The organism is Pseudomonas sp. 05N433 (assembly GCF_056396925.1).
The window spans coordinates 139,817-158,481 of record NZ_JBFTML010000004.1; the positions used below are offsets into that span (position 1 = coordinate 139,817).

Sequence of the window (18,665 nt, forward strand, 5' to 3'; positions counted from 1 at the left end):
CTGCGAATATGTTGCGTATCCTGCTGATCAATGACACCGCGAAAAAAGTCGGGCGTCTGAAAGCGGCCCTGACCGAAGCCGGGTTCGAAGTCATCGACGAGTCCGGCCTGACCATTGACCTGCCCGCGCGCGTCGAAACGGTGCGTCCGGACGTGATTCTGATCGATACCGAGTCACCGAGCCGCGATGTGATGGAACAAGTGGTGCTGGTTACTCGCGACCAACCACGGCCAATCGTGATGTTCACCGACGAGCACGATCCCGGCGTGATGCGCCAGGCGATCAAGTCCGGCGTCAGTGCCTACATCGTCGAAGGCATTCACGCACAACGCTTGCAGCCGATTCTCGACGTGGCCATGGCTCGCTTTGAAAGCGATCAGGCCCTGCGCGCGCAACTGCACGCCCGCGACCAGCAACTGGCCGAGCGCAAGCGCATCGAGCTGGCCAAGGGGCTGCTGATGAAGATGAAGGACTGCAACGAAGAAGAGGCCTACACCCTGATGCGCCGCCAGGCCATGAGCCGCCAGCAGAAGCTGATACAGGTGGCGGAACAGATCATTGCCATGAGTGAGTTGCTTGGCTGAAGGACACCTTCGCGGGCAAGCCTCGCTCCTACAAGTGCAAGCACAATACCTGTAGGAGCAAGGCTTGCCCGCGAAGGCCGCGACTCGGTTTCCCTTGTTGGCACAGATCTCGCTAAGTAATCCCTGCAAGGTAACCAACGGCGGTTGCCCCACCTACGACAAAGACGTCGCTCACCTCATTCGCCCCCTTTTGCGAATCAGGTAGCGGCGTTTTTCCGTTTTGGCCCCAGAGACCGGGGCTGGTGGTGCGGCCGTTGCGGCGCCCCACCTGCAAGCTCATGACTCCTTCTTGATACGCCTGACAGCTGAGGTGCGCGATGAATTCAAGCTTCTGGAAATCCGGCCATACCCCGACACTGTTCGCAGCCTTCCTCTATTTCGATCTGAGCTTCATGGTCTGGTACCTGCTCGGCCCCCTGGCGGTGCAGATCGCCGCTGACCTGCACCTGACCACCCAACAGCGCGGGCTGGTGGTGGCCACGCCGATTCTGGCCGGTGCCGTATTGCGCTTTACGATGGGCCTGCTGGCTGATCGCCTGTCGCCAAAAACCGCCGGGATCATCGGCCAGATAATCGTCATCAGCGCCCTGCTCGTTGCCTGGAAAGTCGGCATCCACAGTTACGAGCAGGCGCTGTTGCTGGGCCTGTTCCTCGGCATGGCCGGTGCGTCTTTCGCCGTCGCCCTGCCGCTGGCCTCGCAATGGTATCCGCCGCAGCACCAAGGCAAAGCCATGGGCATCGCCGGTGCCGGTAACTCGGGCACCGTGCTGGCCGCCCTGATCGCTCCGGTGCTGGCCGCCGCGTATGGCTGGAGCAACGTGTTCGGCTTCGCCCTGATCCCGTTGATCCTGACCCTGATCGTCTTCGCTTGGCTGGCCAAGAACGCCCCTGAGCGGCCGAAAGCCAAGTCCATGGCCGACTACCTCAAGGCCCTGGGTGACCGCGACAGCTGGTGGTTCATGTTTTTCTACAGCGTGACCTTCGGCGGCTTCATCGGTCTGGCCAGCGCCCTGCCCGGCTACTTCAATGACCAGTACGGCCTGAGCCCGGTCACTGCCGGTTACTACACCGCTGCTTGCGTGTTCGGTGGCAGCCTGATGCGTCCGCTGGGCGGCGCGCTGGCGGATCGCTTCGGCGGGATTCGCACCCTGTTGGCGATGTACACCGTGGCAGCGATCTGCATTGCGACCGTGGGTTTCAATCTGCCGAGTTCCTACGCAGCATTGGCGCTTTTCGTCTGCACTATGCTCGGTTTAGGTGCAGGTAACGGTGCGGTATTCCAGTTGGTCCCACAGCGTTTTCGTCGGGAGATCGGTGTGATGACCGGTTTGATCGGCATGGCCGGCGGCATCGGTGGCTTCGCACTGGCGGCCGGCATGGGCGCGATCAAGCAAAGTACCGGCAGCTATCAAATGGCCTTGTGGTTGTTCGCCAGTCTCGGCGTACTCGCCTGGTTCGGTCTGCACGGGGTGAAACGTCGCTGGAGAACCACTTGGGGTTCGGCAGCCGTCACCGCTGCTCGCGTGTGAGGATTGAATGAGCCTGCAACTGAGTTTTGCCGAAGCCAGCGCCATCGGCCCTCGCGAAGAGAACCAGGACGCTCTGCGCCTGGTCACTCCGGCTCCGGCACTGGCGGCGAGCAAGGGTTACCTGTTCGCCATCGCCGACGGCGTCAGCCAATGCGCCGATGGCGGTCTCGCGGCCCGTTCGACCTTGCAGGCCTTGGCGCTGGATTATTACGCCACACCGGAAACCTGGGGTGTCGCCCAGGCACTCGATCGCCTGCTACTGGCGCAAAACCGCTGGTTGCAGGCCAACGGCGGTGGGCAACCGCTGCTGACCACGGTCAGTGCCTTGGTGATGCGTGGCAGGCGTTTCACTTTGGCGCATGTCGGCGATTGCCGGGTTTACCGCTGGCACGCCGACACCTTGCAACGGGTGAGCGAGGATCACGTCTGGGACCAGCCGGGCATGCAGCATGTGCTCAAGCGGGCCCTGGGGCTGGATCAACATCTGGTGCTGGACTTTCTGGATGGCGAACTGCGCCTGAACGAGAGTTTCGTGCTGCTCAGCGACGGCATCTGGGCCGTGCTGGGCGACACCGCCATCGCGGCGATTCTGCGCGATCAACCTGACCTCAACAGTGCCGCGCAGACCCTGGTCAGCGCCGCGCACCTGGCCGGCAGCCAGGATAATGCCAGCGCCCTGCTGGTGCGGGTCGATGCCCTTGGCGAAACCAGCATTGGCGATGCACTGATTCACCTGCAGCAATGGCCTCTGCCGCCTGCACTGAAACCGGGCCAGACCTTCGAAGGCTGGCAGGTCGAAGGGATCCTCGGCCAGAGCCAGCAATCGCTGCTCTACCGGGTGCGCGATGCACAACAACAGCGCTGGCTACTGAAAACCTTGCCCGGCGCTCTGCGTGACGATCACCAGGCCGGGCAGGCATTGTTGTCGGAGGAATGGTTTCTCAAGCGTGTAGCCGGTCGGCATTTCCCTGAAGTCCATGCCGCCAGTCAGCGTCAGCATTTGTATTACGTGATGCGTGAGTATTCCGGGTCGACCCTGGCTGAGTTGCATGAGCGCGTCACAACGCTGCCACTGGCGCAATGGCAGGACCTGGCCGAACGCTTGCTGCGGGCTGTCGGCATCCTGCATCGACGGCAGATCCTGCATCGCGATATCAAACCGGAGAACCTGCTGCTGGGGGACGACGGCGAGTTGCGCCTGCTGGATTTCGGCCTCGCCTACTGTCCGGGGCTGTCCGAAGATCAAGCCTTCGCCCTGCCTGGAACGCCCAGCTATATCGCGCCAGAAGCGTTTCGCGGCGACCTGCCGACACCACAACAGGATCTGTATGCCGTCGGCGTGACCTTGTACTACCTGCTCACCGGGCATTATCCCTACGGCGAAATCGAAGCGTTCCAGCGCCCACGGTTTGGCGTGCCTGTCAGCGCCAGTCGCTACCGGCCCGACCTGCCGGAATGGATCGCGCAAAGTCTGGAGCGCGCGGTGGCGGTAGCCCCGGATCAGCGCTTTGAAACGGCCGAAGAATGGTTGTTGCTGCTGGAACAGGGAGAACGACGCAGTTTGAGCGTGCGACCCAGACCGTTGCTGGAGCGCGAGCCGTTGAAGGTTTGGCGGACGTTGGCACTGGTGTCGTTGCTGGTGAATCTGGTGCTGCTGTTTTTGTTGTTTCACGGTTAAAAGATCAAAAGATCGCAGCCTGCGGCAGCTCCTTCGGGAGCCCACGATCTCCTGCGGGAGCTGCCGTAGGCTGCGAGCTTTTGATTTTTCTGCTTCAAAACCGGGCATCGCGCCTTGAACCGGTGCACGCAAACACCCTCCTCCCATGACCAGAGCCCATAAATCCGGCCCTTGCGAGACTTGGCACAACCACTGCATTACCTTTCCCAACAGACATAAAGCCCGGCCTTCAACGTAGAAGGCTGCGCTGCCCGAGAGAACGGGACAAGGACAAAGGCGTCCTCGCTAGTTAGCTAGCGGGACGCCTTTTTTTGTTTGCGCAAAATTTTGTCGAGCAAGGCCTGAATGCCCTGATGAGGCAGGCCCGAGCTCCCCGGAGAACCTGATGAAAAAACTAAAACTGGTGATGATCGGCAACGGCATGGCCGGGGTTCGTACCCTGGAAGAACTGCTCAAGCTGAGTAATGAGCTGTACGACATCACGGTCTTCGGCGCCGAACCGCATACCAACTACAACCGCATCCTGCTGTCCCCCGTACTGGCTGGCGAACAGACGTTCGAAGAGATCGTGCTCAACGATCTGGACTGGTACCTGGAAAACAACATCAAGCTGCTGCTCAACCGCAAAGTGGTGGAGATCGACCGGGTCAAACGCCGGGTCATCGCCGAAGACGGCACTGAGGCTGAATACGACCGCCTGCTGATTGCCACCGGCTCGACCCCGTTCATCCTGCCGATCCCCGGCAATACCTTGCAGGGCGTGATCGGCTACCGCGACATTGCCGACACCCAGGTGATGATCGACACCGCCAAGACCCACAAGCACGCCGTGGTCATCGGTGGCGGCCTGCTGGGCCTTGAAGCCGCCAACGGCCTGATGCTGCGGGGCATGCACGTCACCGTGGTGCACATCGGCGAATGGCTGCTGGAGCGCCAACTGGACAAAACCAGCGGCCAACTCCTGCAAACCGCCCTGGAAGCCCGTGGCCTGCATTTCCGCCTGTGCGAACAGACCCAGGCCCTGCACGACGCCGGCAATGGCCGGGTCGGCTCAGTGCAGTTCAAGAACGGCGACATCATCCCCGCCGATCTGGTGGTGATGGCCGCCGGCATTCGCCCCAACACCAAACTGGCGGAAAAAGCCGGCATCCCTTGCAGCCGCGGGATTCTGGTCAACGACACAATGCAAACCTACGACCCTCGGGTGTACGCCATCGGTGAATGCGCCAGCCACCGCGGCACCGCCTACGGCCTGGTCGCACCGCTGTTCGAACAAGCCAAGGTGTGCGCCAACCACCTCGCCCAACTGGGCTTCGCCACTTACAAGGGCTCGGTGACGTCGACCAAATTGAAAGTCACCGGCATCGACCTGTTCTCCGCCGGCGACTTCATGGGCGGCGAAGGCACCGAGACCATCACCCTCTCCGACCCGATTGGCGGGGTGTACAAAAAACTGGTGATCAAGGATGACGTGCTGGTCGGCGCCTGCCTGTACGGCGATACGGCAGACGGCGGCTGGTATTTCCGGCAGATCCGTGAGAACCATGCCATCGGCGAGATCCGCGATCACCTGATGTTTGGCGAAAATGCTTTAGGCGATGTAGGACATCAAGGCCAGGACAAAGCCATGAGCATGGCCGACACCGCCGAAGTCTGCGGCTGTAACGGCGTGTGCAAAGGCACCATCGTCAAAGCCATTCAGGAACACGGGCTGTTCAGCGTCGACGACGTGAAGAAACACACCAAGGCCGCCAGCTCCTGCGGCTCTTGTGCCGGCCTCGTCGAACAGATCCTGATCAACACCGTGGGCGGTGCGGCAGACGTCAAACCGAAAAGCGAAAAAGCCATCTGCGGGTGCAGCGACCTCAACCACGGGCAAATCCGCCAGGCCATCCGCGACCAGCATCTGCTGACCATCGCCGGCACCATGAGCTACCTGAACTGGCGCACGCCGAACGGCTGCGCCACCTGCCGCCCGGCGCTCAACTACTACCTGATTTCCACCTGGCCCGGCGAAGCCAAGGACGATCCGCAATCGCGCCTGATCAACGAACGCGCCCACGCCAACATTCAGAAAGACGGCACTTACTCTGTCGTCCCGCGGATGTGGGGCGGTGTGACCAATCCTTCAGAACTGCGGCGCATCGCCGACGTGGCCGACAAGTACAACGTGCCGATGGTCAAGGTCACCGGCGGCCAACGCATCGACTTGCTGGGGATCAAAAAGCAAGACTTGCCGGGCGTCTGGAAAGACCTGGACATGCCGTCCGGCCACGCCTACGGCAAATCCATCCGCACCGTGAAAACCTGTGTCGGCAGTGAGTTCTGCCGCTTCGGCACCCAGAATTCCACGCAACTGGGCATCGAGCTCGAACATGACCTGTTCAACATGTGGTCGCCACACAAAGTGAAACTGGCTGTCTCCGGTTGCCCACGCAACTGCTCGGAAGCGGGGATCAAGGACGTCGGAATTATCGGCGTGGATTCCGGCTGGGAGATGTACATCGGTGGCAACGGCGGGATCAAGACCGAAGTCGCTGAATTCTTCGTCAAGTTGAAAACCGCTGAAGAGGTGCGCGAATACAACGGCGCTTTCCTGCAGCTGTACCGTGAAGAAGCCTTCTACCTCGAGCGCACCGTGCATTACCTGCAACGAGTCGGCATGGAACACATCAAGAAAGCCGTGCTGGAAGACCCGGTACGGCGCAAGGCACTCAACGAACGCCTGCAATTCTCCCTGTCGTTCGAACAGGACCCGTGGAAAGAACGCCTCGAGCAACCACTGCTGAAAAAAGAATTCGAAGTCATTCCCGTGAAGAACCTGGAGGTGTCGGTATGAACTGGCTGGATATCTGCGCACTGGAAGAGATCAACACCCTTGGCTCGCGGATCGTCGCCGGCCCGAAAGGCGACATTGCGATTTTTCGTACGAGCGACGATGAGGTTTTCGCCCTCGACGACCGCTGCCCGCATAAGGGCGGGCCGCTGTCCCAGGGTTTGATCTACGGCAAACGGGTCGCCTGCCCGCTGCACAACTGGCAGATCGACCTGGAAACCGGCGAAGCCCAGGCTCCCGATATCGGCTGTGCCCACCATCATTCGGCACGGGTCGAAAATGGCCGGGTGCTGCTGGCTCTGCGGGAAGCAAGCTGATGGACCGCCAAATCACCGCCTCCACCTGCTGCTACTGCGGGGTCGGCTGCGGCGTGCTGATCGAGCACGACGGCGAGCGCATTCTCGGCGTCAGCGGCGATCCGGCGCACCCGGCCAACTTCGGCAAATTGTGCAGTAAAGGTTCGACCTTGCATCTGACCGGCGACCTGACCGCGCGGGCCTTGTACCCGCAACTGCGCCTGGGCAAAGGACTGGCTCGCAGCCGCACAGATTGGGACAGCGCACTCGATCACGCCGCCAGTGTCTTCGCCAAGACCATCGCCGAACACGGCCCGGACAGCGTCGCGTTCTATATCTCCGGGCAATTGCTGACCGAGGATTACTACGCCTTCAACAAACTGGCGCGGGCGCTGGTGGGCACCAACAACATCGACAGCAATTCACGGCTGTGCATGTCTTCAGCGGTGGTCGGCTACAAGCGCAGCCTCGGCGCCGATGCTCCGCCCTGCAACTACGAAGACCTGGAACTGAGCGACTGCGTGATGATCGTCGGCAGCAACATGGCCTACGCCCACCCGGTCCTGTTTCGTCGCCTGGAAGAAGCCAAATCCCATCGTCCGCAGATGAAAGTCATCGTCATCGACCCACGGCGCACCGACACCTGCGATCTGGCTGACCTGCACCTGGCGATTCTGCCCGGTACCGATGTCGCGTTGTTCCATGGGATTTTGCACTTGCTGCTGTGGGAAGACTGGATCGACCGCGACTTCATCAAGGCCCACACCGAAGGCCTGGCCGAGCTGAAAAACCTGGTACGCGACTACACCCCGGCAATGGTCTCGCAACTCTGTGGCATCAGCGTCGAGCAACTGCACCAATGCGCGGAATGGGTCGGCACGTCACCGAGCTTTCTGTCGCTGTGGTGCATGGGGCTGAATCAGTCCACCGCCGGCAGCGCGAAGAACAGCGCGCTGATCAACCTGCACTTGGCTACCGGGCAGATCGGCCGGCCCGGTGCAGGACCTTTCTCGCTGACCGGTCAGCCCAATGCCATGGGCGGCCGGGAAACCGGCAGTTTGTCAAACCTGCTGCCGGGTCATCGCGAAGCGGCCAATGCCGAGCACCGGGCGCAAGTGGCCGCCTACTGGGGCGTCGATCAACTGCCCGAAAACACCGGGCTCACGGCCATCGAACTGTTCGAGCAGATGCGCAGCGGCAAGATCAAAGCCCTGTGGATCGCCTGCACCAACCCTGCCCAGTCGCTGCCGGACCAGACCTCTGTGCGCGAGGCACTGCAAGCCTGCCCGTTCGTGGTGTTGCAGGAAGCCTTCCACACCACCGAAACCGCCGCATTCGCCGACCTGTTGCTGCCCGCCGCCAGTTGGGGTGAAAAGGACGGCACGGTTACCAACTCCGAGCGACGCATTTCCCACGTCCGCCGAGCCATCGGCGCCCCCGGTGAAGCACGGCCCGATTGGGCGATCACCGTGGATTTCGCACAGCGTCTGGAAAAACACCTGCGTCCCGGAGCCTCCAGCCTGTTTGCCTTTGAAACCCCGGCACAGGTCTTCGACGAATACAAACAACTGACTCGCGGCCGCGACCTCGACCTGTCCGGGATCAGTCATGAGTTGATCGACCAGCTCGGACCGCAGCAATGGCCCTTCCCCGCCGGAGCCCGCGAAGGCACCGCGCGGTTGTACCTTGACGGGGTATTCCCGACCGCCAGCGGGCGTGCGCAGTTCGTGACCGACCCCTATCGCGCCGCCAAGGAACAACGCGATGCGCGTTTCCCGCTGACCTTGATCACCGGTCGCCTGCGCGATCAATGGCACGGCATGAGCCGCACCGGCACCGCCGCGCAACTGTTCGGCCATGTCAGCGAAGCCGTGTTGAGCCTACACCCGGATGAACTGCGTCGGCATCGCCTGCAACCTGGCGACCTGATCAATCTGAAAAGTCGCCGGGGCGCGGTGATCCTGCCGGTCAGCAGCGACGACAGCGTACGTCCGGGCCAGGCTTTCCTGCCGATGCATTGGGGCGACCGCTTTCTCAAGGGCGGTGTGAATACCCTCACCCTTCCCGCCTTCGATCCGTTGTCGAAGCAACCGGAACTCAAACACAGCGGTGTGCGGCTCGAGCCTGTGCATTTGCCCTGGCAGCTTTTCGCCCTGATCGAAGGTGATGTTCAACAGCACCTGGAGACGTTGCGACCACTCTGCGAGGCGTTTTCCTACGCCAGCCTCAGCTTGGCCGGCCGTGAGCGTCCCGCGCTGCTGATACGCGCCGCCAGCGCCACCGCGCCAGAGCCGCAGTTGTTGCGTGATATCGATCAATGCCTGGGGCTCAACGACGGCCCGGTATTGGCCTACGACGACCCCCGGCGCTCGATCGGTAAACGGGTGCGTATCGAGAACGGCCGGATCACCGCGATTCGCCTGGCCGGTGAAACACTCGCCCAACATTGGCTGCAAAGCCTGTGGCTCGAAGGTCGCGCCGACGAACAACTGCGCCGTTGGCTGCTGGCACCGTTGAGTGCGCCACCAGGCAACGCTGGCGCCCCTGCATCCGGCAGCAAAACCCTGTGCAACTGCATGAACGTCAGCCAGAACGCAATCTGTGCCGGAATCAGCCGTGGCCTGGACTTGCAAGGTTTGAAACAAGAATTGGGCTGCGGCACGCAATGCGGCTCCTGCGTCCCGGAAATCAAGCGTTTACTGGCCGCCACTGCGCAGCCAGTCGCCGTCACCTCGTGAGGAAAACACTATGAGCGCAAAAGTCTGGCTGGTGGGTGCGGGTCCCGGCGATCCGGAATTGCTGACCCTCAAGGCGGTTCGTGCGTTGCGCGAAGCGGACGTGGTGTTGATCGACGATCTGGTCAATCCTGCGGTACTGGAGCATTGCCCGAATGCGCGAATTATTCCCGTGGGCAAGCGCGGCGGCTGTCGCTCCACGCCTCAAGCCTTCATTCATCGCCTGATGCTGCGTTATACCCGCCACGGCAAATGCGTGGTGCGGCTCAAGGGTGGCGATCCGTGCATCTTCGGACGCGGCGGTGAAGAGGCGCAGTGGTTACGTGAACGAGGGGTCGAGGTTGAATTGGTCAATGGCATCACCGCTGGCCTTGCCGGCGCGACCCAATGTGATATTCCACTGACACTGCGGGGTGTCGCCCGTGGCGTGACACTGGTCACGGCGCACACTCAGGATGACAGTAGCCTGAACTGGCAGGCCCTGGCTCAAGGCGGCACCACGTTGGTGGTCTATATGGGTGTCGCAAAACTGAGCGAGATTCGTGAGCAACTGCTGGCCGGTGGAATGGCCGCCGATACTCCCGTGGCGATGATCGAAAACGCTTCGCTGCCGCACCAACGGGAATGCCGGAGCGACCTGACAGCAATGGAAGAGGATGCCCTCAGCTTTCAGTTGAAGAGCCCGGCGATCCTGGTGATCGGTGCCGTGGCAGCCTGTGCAACTTCATCTCTGTGGGAGCGCGACTTGCCCGCGATGGTGGCCGATCAATCAGCCTGAACCCTACCTATTACTCCCTCTTCACCAAATCGCAGACAAAGAAAAGCCCGGCCTAAGCCGGGCTTTTCTTGAGCTGCGAGCTAATTACTTAGCTTGAGCTTCAACCTTCGCTTCTACGCGACGGTTTACAGCGCGACCAGCTTCAGTGGCGTTGTCAGCAACTGGGCGGGATTCGCCGTAGCCAACAGACTGAACGCGGGACGGCGAAACACCGTACTGGTTGGTCAGAACTTGCTTAACGGCGTTTGCACGACGCTCGGACAGTTTCTGGTTGTAAGCGTCAGGACCGACGGAGTCAGTGTGACCTTCAACAACAGTAGTGGTGGATGGGTACTGCTTCATGAAGTCAGCCAGGTTTTTGATGTCGCCGTAGCTGTTAGGCTTGACTACCGACTTGTTGAAGTCGAATTTCACGTCCAGCTCAACACGAACAACTTCAGCAACTGCTGGGCAGCCATCAGCGTCAACAGTTACGTTGGCTGGGGTGTCTGGGCACTTGTCAACGTTGTCGCAAACGCCATCGTTGTCGCTGTCGGAGCAAACTTCAGCCGGTGCTGGAACTGGAGCAGCAGCAGGCTTGGAGCCGCCACCGAAGTTCACACCGATACCGACGCTAGGAGCCCACTCGGTGTCGCCCTGGTCGATGTTGTACTGAGCTTCAACGCCAGCACGGGCGTAGAAGTTTTCAGTGAAGTACAGCTTGGCACCGCCGCCAACGTTGGCGAAAGTGGAGCGGTTACGACCCGAACCGTTCTGGCCAATGCTCTGGTCCGAGAAACCGGCAGAAACGTATGGACGGATCATGTCGCCTGGGTTGTTGAAGTGGTACAGAGCGTCCAGAGCGGTATCAGCGCCCTTTACGTTGCGACCATCATCTGCACGTACGTTGTGTACTTCGTCGTAGGCCAGACGCAGTTCTACGTCGTCGGTCAGGAAGTAACCAACCGAGCCGCCGAACAGGTTGCCGTTGTTCTTGAAGTTACGATCGCTGTCGTACTGTTCTTTCTTGGCGAAGCCTTCGATTTCAACTGCGCCTTGGCCTTGTGCCAGCGCGCCGAACGAAGTAGCGGCAATAAGAGAACCAATGGCCAAGCCCAAGGTGTTTTTCAGTTTCATCCGTTAAATCCCCATCTGGTGATTGTGAAGCAGTCCCGCAAACCGGGGGACAACTCGGCGGCAAGTCTATCAGAACTTGCCTACACGTAAGAGATATTTGCGCCAAACTAAGTTTCGGCAATGCCTGCAAATTTCTCACGCAATTTGTCTAGAGCGCGTTTGTACCGCATTTTTGTTGCACTCAAGCCCATGTGCATGATGTCTGCGATCTCCTGAAACTCCAGCTCTGCGACAAAACGTAGCACCAGAATTTCACGATCAATCGGGTTCACATACACCAGCCAGCGATCAAGTCCGCCCTTCTCCTCGGGTTTCGGCGCCTTTTCTTCAGACGCTTCCTCGAGGGGGTCCAGACTCAAAGCGTCCATCAAGCGACGCTTACGCCGTTCCTTCCGATACTGCGTGATGCACTCGTTGTACGTGATGCTGTAGAGCCACGTCTTGAACTTCGATTTGCCCTCGAAGTTCTTCAGGCCGTACAGCACCTTCAACATCACTTCCTGACAGACATCGTCTGCATCACGATCGTTCCCCAGGTACCGTGCACAAACGTTAAATAATGTTCGCTGGTAACGCCGCATCAGTTCTTCATAGGCGCGCGTTACGTGAAACAGCTCGGTATGCGAGCGCGCGACCAACTCCTCATCAGAGAGCTCGCGGGGGTCGTAGCGCGTGGAGAGCGATTGAGCTTTATTCAAAACAAGTCGGGCCGACAGTCAGGTCAATGTCCGCCGCAACCCCTCAGGGCATTTTGCGGCGGCATACATTAGCAGGATTTGCCGGGTTAGCGGCTACTCACATGCTGCTCCAGGAGAATCCGATTCGAGAGAGAGACTAGCTCACCCTCGTCGGTCAGCACCGTGGTTTTCACCGTGCCGATCTCTTCGATCTGCCCTTCGACCTCGCCAACACGCACTTGTTGCCCAACCTGATACAACTCTCGCACATAGATTCCCGCAAGAATCTGACCGGCAATTTCCCGGCTTCCCAACCCCATGGCCAGCGCAACCGCCAGACCAACGGTAATCAAGACGATCACAATCACGTGGTTGAGCAGGTCTGTCTTGACCTCCAACTGGCTGATCGCAACCGAAATACTGATGATGATCACCAGGCCCTGGGCAATCCGCCCCAGGCCCGCGGCGTAATCCAGCCCTACACCTTCTGCCGCGCCACGTACCAGCCCATTGGCCAGTTGCGCCAGCAAGACACCCACCAGCAGCACCAGCGCCGCGCCGAATACTTTCGGAACATACAGCGCCAGCATGTCCAGCGTAGCCGAAACTCGTTCAAGTCCAAGGGATTCTGCGGCAGAAACGAGAAAAATCAGCAGGACGAACCAGTAGACAATTTTGCCGATCAGCGTCGAAATAGGCACCTGGAGGCCGGCGCGGGACAGCAATTTGGTCAGTCCGGTGCCACCCATCAGGCGATCAAGGCCCAATTTGGCGAGCAATTTTGAGAGCAGCGTGTCCAGCAGCTTGGCCACGACAAAACCCAGCAGCAGCACAACCAGTGCGCCAAACAGGTTCGGAATGAAGTTCGCAACTTTGGTCCACAACGCAGTCATTGCAGTGACGAGGCTCTGAGTCCAGAGATCAAGTTCCATATTCAATCAGCCTTATCAGCAGTGCGGGCGGTAGGTTTACGCAGACGAGAAACCGGCGCTACATGGGCCGATCCGTTATTCAGGGCGATCATCAGCGCGGGCAGCCAACGGCCCAGAAGGCTGAACAGATCGCCGGCACCGACCTGGCGGTTGGCGGTTTTCAGTACACGCCCCAGACAGGCATCGTCGTCACGGCTGGACGGCGATGCTTTGAGCATGTCACGCAAAGACTGTTCAAACGGATCGTGCATACGCACCTCTCGTGATGTCTGTCAAAGACGCGGTTAGATTTGGTCGGGTCACATGGCTCATCGTCAGACCCAGCGTAAACGTCGGAATAACCACCACTGCCCCAGCGCCACCAAGACCATCAACAGGCAGGCGATCAGGAAGCCGTAGGGGTTGGCAGAGAACGGAATACCGCCGACGTTGATGCCCAAAAGACCGGTCAGAAAACTCATCGGCAAAAAGATTCCGGTGATGATCCCGAAGCGATACATCGTGCGGTTCATGCGCACGCTCAAACGCCGGTCTTCAGCCTCCAGGACCAGCCCCACGCGCTCCCGGGTCAATTCCAGTTCCTCGAGGTAACGGGTCAGGCTGTTGTTCAATTCGTTCCAGTAATCGCCATCGTCTTCGCAGAACCACGGCAGTTTTATCCGCGTCAGCTGACCGAAAATATCCCGCTGCGGCGCCAGAAAACGCTTCAGCCCAGCGGCCCTGCGGCGGATCTGCAAAACAGCCCCATGCTCAGGTGTATACCGTTCGTCGGCATCCAGCTTTTCTTCTTCCTCATCGACAACTTCCGAGAGGTCGCCGACCAGATCCTGCACTTTATGGGTAAGGTATTGCGCCATATACAGGATCAGCTCGGAAGCGCTTCTCGGCCCTTTGCCGTCGGCCAGTTGCACCAACAACTCTTCGGTGGCACGCAACGGCCGCAAACGCAGGGAAATCACCCGTTGAGCCGAACCGAAGATCCGCACCGAGACCATGTCTTCCGGCTCCGCGCCCGGATTCAGGTTGACCCCGCGCAGAAACAGCAGCAGTTCAGAGTCCGGCAGCGGCAAAAGACGCGGTCGGGTGTTCTCTTCCAGCAACAAATCGCAACTAAATTCACTCAGCCCGCTGGATTTGCGCAGCCAGGTCTGGGTTTGCGGGTGACTGCGATCCCAGTGCAGCCACAGGCTTTCGTGGGCCTGCAGCTGCAAGTCATCGAGTTCAGTCCGGGCTATCGAACGCGCACCGCCTTTACCGTCCAGCACCAGGGCATGCACCAGCCCCCACTGCGCGTTTTCTTCCTCGAACATCCTCACCCCTATTCTTGAAACAAAAAGCCGGCAGCGCTTATTCAGGCATTTTCAGCGGGCTTGGCGAGATGATCACGCCGTTGTTGTCCGCATAAACGTAGTGGCCCGGGTGAAAGGTCACGCCCGCGAAGGTCACGGCAACGTTGAGATCGCCAACACCGCGCCTGTCGGTTTTCATCGGGTGACTGGCCAGGGCCTGAACCCCCAGATCAGTTTGCGCGATGACGTCGACGTCACGGATGCAACCGTAGATCACCAGCCCTTCCCAACCGTTGTTCGCGGCTTTCTCGGCCAGCATGTCGCCCAACAGCGCGCGGCGCAGGGAACCGCCACCGTCGACCACCAGCACCTTGCCGTTGCCCTTGAGCTCGACTTGCTCCTTGACCCGCGAGTTGTCTTCGAAACATTTGATGGTCACGATTTCGCCGCCGAAAGAATCACGGCCGCCGAAATTGCTGAACATCGGTTCCAGCACCTGCACCAGCTCCGGATAGGCGTCGCACAGGTCAGGCGTGAGGTAATGGTTCATCGAGAAACTCCTGTAACAAGGAAGACAATCGAGTATGCAGCATACTCGGGCCAAGGCTGGACGGTTGCAAATCGCTCCGTTCGCACGAACACAGCGACCGCATCAATCACTCAAAGTGACCAGAACCACTCAATGCGTCACATATTAGCCGCAAGCCGACCAGAGAGAAATGCCCTTGTTAGAGCATCAGGCTCAAATCGCTGTGGCCAAATCCGGCTTTTCACCCAGTAAAGGCGTCTGTTGATCCGCCAACCAGCGAGCCACCAACGGCCAGACTTCAGCCTGCGCAGCCTTGCTGACCAGCATTTCCACGTGACCGAAATTATCGCCAAAGCCTTGCTCGCGGCCAAGGGTGATGAACTGCTTGTGCTCGGACCCGACTTGATCGAACAGCTTATGGCAGGCCCAGGTCGGGTCCTGATGATCGCCCGCGGCGCTCACGGCCAACACCGGCAATTGCACCTCGGCCAACCCCGCCCACCAGTCCTTGTCGGCATCGCCGAAACGGCCGAACAGCCCGTACCAACGCATGCTTTCCAGGGCCAGGCCTATCGGCTCGTCCTCCGGGCCGCGCTTGAGCCGAGAGCCCGACAGTTGGRCAAAACGCTTGAGAATGAAGCGCCCGCTCCACTCCACCGGTGGAAACTTCAACGGCCAGTAAGTACGGCTGACTTGCGTGCCGAAAAACGCCGCGGAAGCCACGGCGGGCTCGCCCAGGTACTGGCCGCCCAACGCCGCGGCGAGGGTAATGCCGCCCAGCGAATGGCCGATCCAGTGCGGGATCTGGCCGCTTTGCTCGCGCACGAACGCGCCAATGGCCGGCAAATCGTAACGCGCATAGTCGGCGACGCTGTTCTGGCGATAGTTCTGGTTGCGCTGAGACAGGCCGTGACCGCGCATTTCCGGAATCCACACATCGAATCCCAGACGCGTCAGGTAAGCGCCCAGGCCCAAACCTTTGGGAGAAAACCAGAACCGCCGATTGGAAAAGCTGCCGTGCAGCAGAATCACCGGCACGCCACGCACCGCCGGCTCATCGGCCAGGCCCAGGCGTGTCACAGCCAGCTCAACGGTGCCGTCGGGGCTGTTGCCGGGTTTCAAACGATAGACGTCTTCGCTCAGATCGCCGCGCCGCTCGGCGCTGATCAGGGCGACAGGAAATAGGTTGCTGCTACTTTGCATATGCTCTTGCACAAAAAAGGGCGGCATCCAGAGGAGCCCGCCCTACTTGAATCTCTGAAAGGGTCGATCACAGATCGGCCCTTTCACTCACACCATCAGGCCGAAGCCTGACCTTCAGCCAGGAAGAACCAGGTTTCCAGTACGGAATCGGGGTTCAGCGAAACGCTTTCGATGCCCTGCTCCATCAGCCACTTGGCCAGGTCCGGGTGGTCCGAAGGGCCCTGACCGCAGATACCGATGTACTTGCCGGCCTTGTTGCACGCGGCAATGGCGTTGGCCAGCAGCTTCTTGACTGCAGGGTTACGCTCGTCGAACAGGTGCGCGATGATCCCGGAGTCACGGTCCAGGCCCAGGGTAAGCTGGGTCAGGTCGTTGGAGCCGATGGAGAAACCGTCGAAGAACTCGAGGAACTCTTCAGCCAGGATCGCGTTGGACGGCAGTTCGCACATCATGATCACGCGCAGACCGTTGTCGCCACGGGCCAGACCGTTTTCAGCCAGCAGATCGACCACCTGGCTCGCTTCGCCCAGGGTACGGACGAACGGCACCATGATTTCAACGTTGGTCAGGCCCATCTCGTTACGCACGCGCTTGAGGGCGCGGCATTCGAGCTCGAAGCAGTCACGGAACGATTCGCTGATGTAACGCGAAGCGCCACGGAAACCCAGCATCGGGTTTTCTTCTTCCGGCTCGTAGAGTTTGCCGCCGATCAGGTTCGCGTATTCGTTGGACTTGAAGTCCGACAGACGCACGATGACCTTTTTCGGCCAGAACGCTGCCGCCAGGGTGCTGATACCTTCGACCAGTTTGTCGACATAGAAGCCAACCGGGTCGTTGTAACCAGCAATGCGCTTGTCGACGCTGTCCTTGATTTCCTGCGGCAGGCCACCGTAGTTCAACAGCGCCTTGGGGTGCACGCCGATCATGCGGTTGATGATGAATTCCAGACGGGCCAGGCCCACACCGGCGTTCGGCAGTTGCGCGAAGTCGAAGGCGCGGTCCGGGTTGCCGACGTTCATCATGATCTTGAACGGCAGCTCCGGCATGGCATCCACGGAGTTTTTCTTGATGTCGAAGCCCAGTTCGCCTTCGAAGATGTAACCGGTGTCGCCTTCAGCGCAGGAAACGGTCACGCCCTGGCCGTCTTTCAACAGCTGGGTGGCGTTGCCGCAACCGACCACGGCCGGGATGCCCAGCTCGCGAGCGATGATCGCCGCGTGGCAGGTACGGCCGCCACGGTTGGTGACGATGGCGCTGGCGCGCTTCATGACCGGTTCCCAGTCCGGGTCGGTCATGTCGGAAACCAGCACGTCGCCCGGCTGGACTTTGTCCATCTCGGACACGTCCTTGATGATCCGCACCTTGCCGGCGCCGATGCGCTGGCCGATGGCGCGACCTTCCACCAGCACGGTGCCGGTTTCTTTCAACAGGTAACGTTCCATGACGTTGGCCTGGGTGCGGCTCTTCACGGTTTCCGGACGGGCCTGCACGATGTAGAGCTTGCCGTCGTCGCCGTCTTTGGCCCATTCGATGTCCATCGGGCACTTGTAGTGCTTCTCGATGATCATCGCCTGCTTGGCCAGCTCGCTGACTTCGGCGTCGGTCAGGCAGAAACGCGCACGATCGGCCTTGTCCACGTCGATGGTCTTGACCGATTTACCGGCGCGGGCTTCGTCACCGTAGATCATCTTGATGGCTTTGCTGCCCAGGTTGCGACGCAGGATGGCCGGGCGACCGGCTTCCAGCGTGCCTTTGTGGACGTAGAACTCATCCGGGTTCACCGCGCCTTGTACGACGGTTTCACCCAAGCCGTAGGCGCCGGTGATGAACACCACGTCACGGAAGCCTGATTCGGTATCGAGGGTGAACATCACCCCGGCGGTGCCGGTTTCGGAGCGGACCATGCGCTGCACGCCAGCCGACAAGGCCACCAGCTTGTGGTCGAAGCCCTGGTGCACGCGGTAGGAAATGGCGCGGTCGTTGAACAGGGAGGCGAACACCTCTTTGGCGGCGCGAATGACGTTTTCGACACCACGGATGTTCAGGAAGGTTTCCTGCTGACCGGCGAAGGAAGCGTCCGGCAGGTCTTCGGCGGTAGCGGAAGAGCGCACGGCCACGGCCATGTCAGGGTTGCCGGCCGACAGCGTGGCGAACGCGGTGCGGATCTCGGCGTTGAGCTTCTCGGGGAACTCGGCTTCCATGATCCATTGACGGATCTGGGCGCCGGTCTTGGCCAAGGCGTTTACATCATCGACGTCCAGGGCGTCGAGGGCGGCATGGATCTGATCGTTCAGGCCGCTCAGTTCCAGAAAATCACGATAAGCCTGAGCTGTCGTGGCAAAGCCACCTGGCACCGATACACCGGCGCCTGCAAGGTTACTGATCATCTCGCCCAGGGATGCGTTCTTGCCCCCCACATGCTCTACATCATGGACGCCGAGCTTATCGAGGGAAACTACGTACTCTACCAAGGTGATCTCTCC

15 protein-coding genes are annotated in these 18,665 nt (G+C 60.2%); 7 read left to right on the plus strand and 8 right to left on the minus strand.

What is annotated here, in order from left to right; all coding sequences use genetic code 11:
* Positions 1–8: 8 nt before the first annotated feature.
* The 7 genes from AC1DIS_RS02755 (at position 9) to cobA (ending at position 10,436) form a co-directional block, all read left to right on the plus strand.
* Entirely contained in the window at positions 9–584 is a 576-nt protein-coding gene (locus AC1DIS_RS02755; RefSeq protein WP_018925269.1) for an ANTAR domain-containing response regulator, read from the plus strand.
* 317 nt (positions 585–901) lie between these two features.
* Positions 902–2,113 (plus strand): nitrate/nitrite transporter, encoded by a 1,212-nt coding sequence (locus AC1DIS_RS02760; protein ID WP_477743794.1) that lies wholly within the window; start codon positions 902–904, stop codon positions 2,111–2,113.
* A 7-nt stretch (positions 2,114–2,120) separates the two neighbouring features.
* Complete coding sequence (locus AC1DIS_RS02765) at positions 2,121–3,791, plus strand: bifunctional protein-serine/threonine kinase/phosphatase (RefSeq protein ID WP_064619175.1); 1,671 nt, start codon at positions 2,121–2,123, stop codon at positions 3,789–3,791.
* 385 nt (positions 3,792–4,176) lie between these two features.
* On the plus strand, positions 4,177–6,630 hold the full coding sequence (nirB, locus tag AC1DIS_RS02770) for a nitrite reductase large subunit NirB (protein ID WP_086945137.1): 2,454 nt from the start codon (positions 4,177–4,179) through the stop codon (positions 6,628–6,630).
* Complete coding sequence (gene nirD / locus AC1DIS_RS02775) at positions 6,627–6,944, plus strand: nitrite reductase small subunit NirD (protein WP_018925265.1); 318 nt, start codon at positions 6,627–6,629, stop codon at positions 6,942–6,944. Before nirB ends, nirD begins: the two co-directional genes overlap by 4 nt.
* Positions 6,944–9,661 carry a nitrate reductase gene (locus tag AC1DIS_RS02780; protein ID WP_086945138.1) on the plus strand — a complete coding sequence of 906 codons (2,718 nt, stop codon included), beginning with the start codon at positions 6,944–6,946 and terminating at the stop codon, positions 9,659–9,661. The genes nirD and AC1DIS_RS02780 overlap by 1 nt, the downstream gene beginning before the upstream one ends.
* A 10-nt stretch (positions 9,662–9,671) precedes the next feature.
* The gene (gene cobA, locus AC1DIS_RS02785) at positions 9,672–10,436 is read left to right on the plus strand and encodes a uroporphyrinogen-III C-methyltransferase (protein ID WP_086945139.1); all 765 of its coding nucleotides are present in this window, start codon (positions 9,672–9,674) and stop codon (positions 10,434–10,436) included.
* An 84-nt stretch (positions 10,437–10,520) separates the two neighbouring features.
* Here the strand turns inward: cobA and AC1DIS_RS02790 are convergent, their stop codons facing one another.
* From AC1DIS_RS02790 to ppsA, 8 genes are all read right to left on the minus strand, one after another.
* Entirely contained in the window at positions 10,521–11,552 is a 1,032-nt protein-coding gene (locus AC1DIS_RS02790; protein ID WP_018925262.1) for an OmpA family protein, read from the minus strand.
* Positions 11,553–11,659: 107 nt separating this feature from the next.
* Complete coding sequence (gene sigX, locus AC1DIS_RS02795; protein WP_017337463.1) at positions 11,660–12,250, minus strand: RNA polymerase sigma factor SigX; 591 nt, start codon at positions 12,248–12,250, stop codon at positions 11,660–11,662.
* 86 nt (positions 12,251–12,336) lie between these two features.
* The gene (locus AC1DIS_RS02800; RefSeq protein WP_007940637.1) at positions 12,337–13,161 is read right to left on the minus strand and encodes a mechanosensitive ion channel family protein; all 825 of its coding nucleotides are present in this window, start codon (positions 13,159–13,161) and stop codon (positions 12,337–12,339) included.
* 2 nt (positions 13,162–13,163) lie between these two features.
* Positions 13,164–13,412: a hypothetical protein gene (locus tag AC1DIS_RS02805; protein ID WP_007940635.1), complete on the minus strand. Its 249-nt coding sequence runs from the start codon at positions 13,410–13,412 to the stop codon at positions 13,164–13,166.
* 63 nt (positions 13,413–13,475) lie between these two features.
* On the minus strand, positions 13,476–14,471 hold the full coding sequence (locus AC1DIS_RS02810; RefSeq protein WP_018925260.1) for a zinc transporter ZntB: 996 nt from the start codon (positions 14,469–14,471) through the stop codon (positions 13,476–13,478).
* Positions 14,472–14,508: 37 nt separating this feature from the next.
* Positions 14,509–15,000, minus strand: coding sequence for a ribonuclease E activity regulator RraA (rraA, locus tag AC1DIS_RS02815; RefSeq protein WP_018925259.1), 492 nt, complete (start codon positions 14,998–15,000; stop codon positions 14,509–14,511).
* Positions 15,001–15,192: 192 nt separating this feature from the next.
* The gene (locus AC1DIS_RS02820) at positions 15,193–16,182 is read right to left on the minus strand and encodes an alpha/beta fold hydrolase (protein WP_477780756.1); all 990 of its coding nucleotides are present in this window, start codon (positions 16,180–16,182) and stop codon (positions 15,193–15,195) included.
* A 95-nt stretch (positions 16,183–16,277) separates the two neighbouring features.
* A complete protein-coding gene (gene ppsA, locus AC1DIS_RS02825; RefSeq protein WP_064619183.1) occupies positions 16,278–18,653 on the minus strand; it encodes a phosphoenolpyruvate synthase in 2,376 nt (791 codons plus the stop codon).
* Positions 18,654–18,665: the final 12 nt, after the last annotated feature.